This is a genomic window from Occallatibacter sp. (assembly GCF_049802275.1).
In the GTDB taxonomy this organism is placed as follows: domain Bacteria; phylum Acidobacteriota; class Terriglobia; order Terriglobales; family Acidobacteriaceae; genus Telmatobacter.
In genome coordinates this window covers 1-4813 of record NZ_JBARMD010000531.1, presented here as the reverse complement: position 1 = coordinate 4813, position 4813 = coordinate 1, and the positions used below count along the sequence as shown (strand labels likewise).

Below are 4813 nucleotides of genomic sequence, written 5' to 3'. Positions count from 1 at the left end.
CCTGGGAGCGGGTCCATTTTGCAGTGCCGTGGCTGACACACGGAGCTGCGCCAGCGAATGCGCAGGTGTCGGTGCTGATGGGGGCGGGCAATGGATTTGGCGCGCTCCGTCTTCCACCGGCGATGATGACGGCGGCGGCCGTTGCCTATGGATTGCTGATCGTCTACTTTGTTGCGCGCTTTATCTGGCGATGTGCGCATCTCTCCGCCATGATTCGTGGAACGGAGCCGCTGGGGTTTAACTCTGAAGTTGCGCGCGCGTGCGAGCGATGGTCGAAACACTTCGGCATCATGCGTCCGATTTCGGTTGCCTGCTCGCATGAGATATTCGCGCCTTTGACTATGGGTATCGCGCGGAAACGCGTGGTGCTGCCGGCGGATATGGTGACGCGGCTACCGCATTCGGATCTGGACACGGCCATTGCGCACGAATTCGCGCACATCCGGCGCAACGACTTTTTAAAGAACCTGATTTACGAGGTGCTGTCGCTTCCGATCAGCTACCATCCCTGTCTTTGGTTAACGCGGCAACGCATCATGGAGACTCGCGAGATGGTCTGCGACGAGATGGCTGCGGGCATCTCTGGAAATCAGGAATATGCGCAATCGCTGCTAAGGCTGGCGACCCTGCTACTGCAGGGGAAGCCGGTCAGGGTTCCTCACGCGATCGGAATTTTCGATGCCAACACGCTCGAAAGGAGACTTATGAACCTTACGGAGAAGAAGAAGGAGATGGGAGGACTGCGCCTGTTCGTTTCGATTGGCGCGTGCGTTGTACTGGGAATCGCGACGGCATCTTCGGCGGTTGCGCTGGGGTTCGGAGCTGGGCAGAAGTCGTCTGCAGAAAGCGATGCTTCATCGAAGAGCACACCTGCTTCGATATCGCCAGAGAAGATGCAGGAACGGGTTATCACGAAGGTTAATCCGACCTATCCGCCGGAAGCGAAGAAGGCGCGCATTCAGGGATCGGTGGTCCTGAAGGCGGTGATCGGCAAGGACGGCCATGTAGAGGATTTGAAAGTAGTCTCCGGTCCCAGCGAACTTCAGCAGTCCGCTCTGGATGCAGTACGGCTGTGGGTTTACAAACCTTATCTTGTGAATGGTGCGCCGATTGAAGTGGAGACAAAAATCAGCGTGATTTATACGCTGGCGAGGTAGGGTGAGAAACGGGATGATTTGTTCGCGGTTTCCCACCCTTGCGACAAGAGATAAAGACGTCGCAAGGATGGGGCACCCAAGTGCCGCATCCTGTTGGAGAAAGGCCCGGGCCTGATGGCGGCTACTCCCTCCATTCAGATGCCGGCGTACCAGGCGTAACCGGTCTCGGGGGACGCGGAGCCCAGGCCTTTGCCGAAGCGTTTCATCGAATCCGTGGCGGTGATTCGCGTAATGTACTTGACGCTCTTGTAGCCTAGCTGGCGTGGGAGACGCAGGCGAAGCGGGCCACCGAATTGTACGGGAAGATCGCCGTCGTTCATGCCCATGGTCAAGAAAGTCTGAGGATGCGTGGCGTCGGCCATGTCGATGCTTTCCCACCAGTCGGGCTCGATGGAGAAGTAGACGATGTAGCGCGCCTGTGGCAGTACGCCGACGGCATCAAGCACGTTGTGCAGGGGCGTTCCGATCCATTCGGCAACGTAGGACCAGCCTTCTTCGCACACCACTTCGGTGATCTGGTTATGGGCGGGAAGCGCTTTGAGGTCGGAGATCGAAAACGATGCGGGATGCGCGACCATGCCGTCGACTGACACCTTCCAATCGGAAAACCCGGTGGCCTGATGGCGTTTGAATGCCTCGCTCGGTGGCGCGACTTCGTTGCCGAAAGGCTTTTCGGAAATCATGCTGCGCGGGAATTCCCGTGCGAGTGAGTGCCTGGTGAGAATGCGCTGGGCAGCATAGGTCAGCGTTTCGCCCGGACCAAAGAATCCGTCGTTGTCGGGCGGGATGAGGCCGTAACGCCGGGTGAGATGAGCGGCGGTGGCGATACCCGCTGCGCCGGCAGTCGCGACGAGGCCAGTGGTGATGAGTTTGCGGCGGGAGATATTGCTCATATGCGCTCCGGCGGTGCGGCGATGCGGCCTGTGATCATGCCCCGCATGCGACTCCAGAATCCTGCGAGGGAGATCATTGCAACGTGAACGATGAGGAAGAGGACGAGAAGGTCGGTAAGGAAGAAATGGAGAGTGCGCGCGGATTGCCGGCCTCCGAGCAGATTGACGGTTGCGGGAAGCGCGGAGTCGAAGGAGGGGGAAAGTGCGAGGCCTGTCCAGATGATGAGTGGAAAGAGGACGAAGATAACGACGAGATAGGCGGTGCGCTGGACGACGTTGTATGCGTGGCTTTCAGCGGGATCAGGCGGCGCGCGACGCAGAGATTTCGCGAACACTTCGCGGAATGGGTGCCATTTTCGGTCGGCGGGTGCGGGGAGCAGGTTTTTGCGGAAGTGGCGGGTCAGGAGGCCGGCGGTCACGTAGATCAGGCCGGTGATTACCAGGACCCATGCGGCTTCGAAGTGGAGATAGCGGCTCCAGCCATTCTGGTCGGGCCAGGTGTAGTTGTAACCGGTGGGAACGGTGTCGCGCGACGCAGGGACGGGAATCTTGAAGAGTGGAGTGGTGCCAGAGTTGCCGGTTTCGCCCCAGTAGAAACGCGGGTGCGAGATGATTATCTCCACGCCGGTGACGAGCAGGGTCAGGAAAGAAATGACCGTGATCCAGTGGGTTATGCGGACGAGCGCCGTGTGCCGCTGCGAGGCTTGCATTTGGGGCGAGGAAGTGACGGACACGCGGGGAGGATAGCACACGGCGGGTGCGATTCAGTCGGATTGTTTCAAGGCAGTGCGGGTGTCGGAGTTGATGTCTCGGCGCTGGGCAAAGATCCTATGCCCCAAGGTGTGCCTGTTGAAGCCGACTGAATTGGTCGCAGATTCATGAGCGAATTTCATGCAAACATCTTGTGGATAACTGCAAATTCTGGAGGGGGGGTGGGGGTACCCCCGCGCTCTCGAACTCGGAATCATGCGGGGCCGGGCTTGGCGGGCGCGGATTGGATGCGCACTGCAGCGAGCGCAACCTGGGCGGCGTAGAGCAGCTTGGAGGCATCGTTGGAATCGATGGCGCCAAGGAGTATGGACTGCGCGACACAGGCAATGAAGTCGCGAATGTTTTCTTGTCCGATGAGCGGAGGGAGCGCGGCGCGGAAGGCTTTCTGGGCACACCTGATTGCGGGTATTTCGTCGCGGCGGGCTGCTCGCTGGGTTTTGTAGGTGCGGGTGTAGGCTTCGATGCAGCGGGCCACTGCAGGAGAGATCGGAGGCTGCGATTCCGTTGTCGATGAGGATGCAGAGGCGGTTGGGGGCTGGGATGCAGTGAGCACGGCGGCTTCAGACACGAGAGTTCCTTTCTGAGATGACAAAGGCATCGAGAGACAAGTGAACTGTGTCTCGATGCCCACATTTCAAGTGTGCGATTTTGAGGCTTAATTCCCTGCAAAGTTTGCAGATCTATTTTGTGCATGGAATGAGGAAGTTGCGGGAAGTTGAGGGAGACCTCGATTGACAGATTTGGCTGGGGACAGGAAGAGCTACGAAATTGCATGTACATTCCACTTTGGCGGTGTTCCACTCGCAATCTTCCGGCTGGACTCCGAGTAAGGCTCGCCTCCGTGAAGCGTTGCCCTGATTTGAGGTTGCACGCTGTACATTTGTAAGTGCCCCAAAAAACGGAGAGAAGACAAGCATGCGCTATGTAATCGGTATCGATCTTGGTGGAACGGCCGTGAACTACACGGTTGTAGACGAAAAACAGAACATTTTGGTTGAAGGATTGTGTGAACATCCGGCCCGTTCGGTCGAGGGGCCCAAGATTTGCATCAACCAGATCGCGGAAGGCGCGGCGCCGGCACTGGCCCGCGCTGGTGTGTCCATGGATGATGTCGCAGCGGTGGGACTTGACACACCAGGTCCGGCCAGCGCCAGGGGCGTGCTCAGCGCCAAGGGATCTACGAACTTTGTGCACGCGGATTGGGCCAGCTTCGACATTCGCGCTGCCCTCGAGAGCAAGCTCGGCAAGCCGGTTGTGTACTTGAACGATGCCAACGCGGCAGCTCTGTGGGGCCATTTTGCGCTATACGGCACGAATAGCGGCAAGACGACAATCTCCATTATTGTGGGAACGGGAAACGGTGGCGGCGTGATCGTAAATGACCGCGTCATCGAAGGTAAGAACGGCTTCGGCGGCGAATTGGGCCATGTGCTGGTTCCATACTCGGAGATTCCGGAGATTGCGGGATTGAAACCGATCTGCAACTGCGGGCGTATTGGCGATCTCGAGTCGCTGTGCTCGCTGACATCGATCCGGGTAAATGTGCTGCCGCACTTGCTCAAGCAACATCCGGAACACGAACTGGCGAAAATGGATATTGCCAAGGCGGCGTATGCAGCGCGGGGGCTTGCAGCGAAGGGTGATCCGCTCTGCCGAACGATCTTCAAAGTTCAGGCACATGCGCTCGGGCTGTTCTTCGATGAAATGATCAATACGTTCGATCCGGATGCGCTGATCATCGGCGGAGGCGTGCTTGAGGCCACCGAGGAATTCCGGCAGTGGTTTATTCAGCAGATTCGCGCCGGTATGCCGCTCCAGCGCGCCGAGCAGGCAGATATTCCGATTCATGTGATTCCGAATGGCGATTGCGCCGGTGCGCTCGGTGCCGCGATCGGGGCTCTGCAGTTGTTGAAGTAGTTGCGGACTTGCGGCCGGTTCTCTTGCAGCGCCCGAAATGGCAGAGAGCCGGTCAGCCTGTTTCAGTCTCGGCGG

General features: G+C 58.5%; 5 protein-coding genes. 2 read left to right on the top strand and 3 right to left on the bottom strand.

Annotated elements, in window-relative coordinates:
• A partial coding sequence (locus WA354_RS18405; RefSeq protein WP_472814479.1) for a TonB family protein occupies window positions 1–1157 on the top strand: 1157 nt, incomplete at its 5' end.
• A 134-nt stretch (window positions 1158–1291) separates the two neighbouring features.
• Here the strand turns inward: WA354_RS18405 and WA354_RS18400 are convergent.
• From WA354_RS18400 to WA354_RS18390, 3 genes are all read right to left on the bottom strand, one after another.
• The gene (locus WA354_RS18400) at window positions 1292–2050 is read right to left on the bottom strand and encodes a molybdopterin-dependent oxidoreductase (protein ID WP_472814478.1); all 759 of its coding nucleotides are present in this window, start codon (window positions 2048–2050) and stop codon (window positions 1292–1294) included.
• Window positions 2047–2784 carry a cytochrome b/b6 domain-containing protein gene (locus WA354_RS18395; protein WP_472814477.1) on the bottom strand — a complete coding sequence of 246 codons (738 nt, stop codon included), beginning with the start codon at window positions 2782–2784 and terminating at the stop codon, window positions 2047–2049. The genes WA354_RS18400 and WA354_RS18395 overlap by 4 nt, the downstream gene beginning before the upstream one ends.
• A 230-nt stretch (window positions 2785–3014) precedes the next feature.
• A complete protein-coding gene (locus WA354_RS18390; RefSeq protein WP_472814476.1) occupies window positions 3015–3389 on the bottom strand; it encodes a hypothetical protein in 375 nt (124 codons plus the stop codon).
• A 347-nt stretch (window positions 3390–3736) separates the two neighbouring features.
• Between WA354_RS18390 and WA354_RS18385 the strand changes: the two genes are divergently transcribed.
• Window positions 3737–4738, top strand: a complete 1002-nt coding sequence (locus WA354_RS18385) for an ROK family protein (RefSeq protein WP_472814475.1) — start codon at window positions 3737–3739, stop codon at window positions 4736–4738.
• Window positions 4739–4813: the final 75 nt, after the last annotated feature.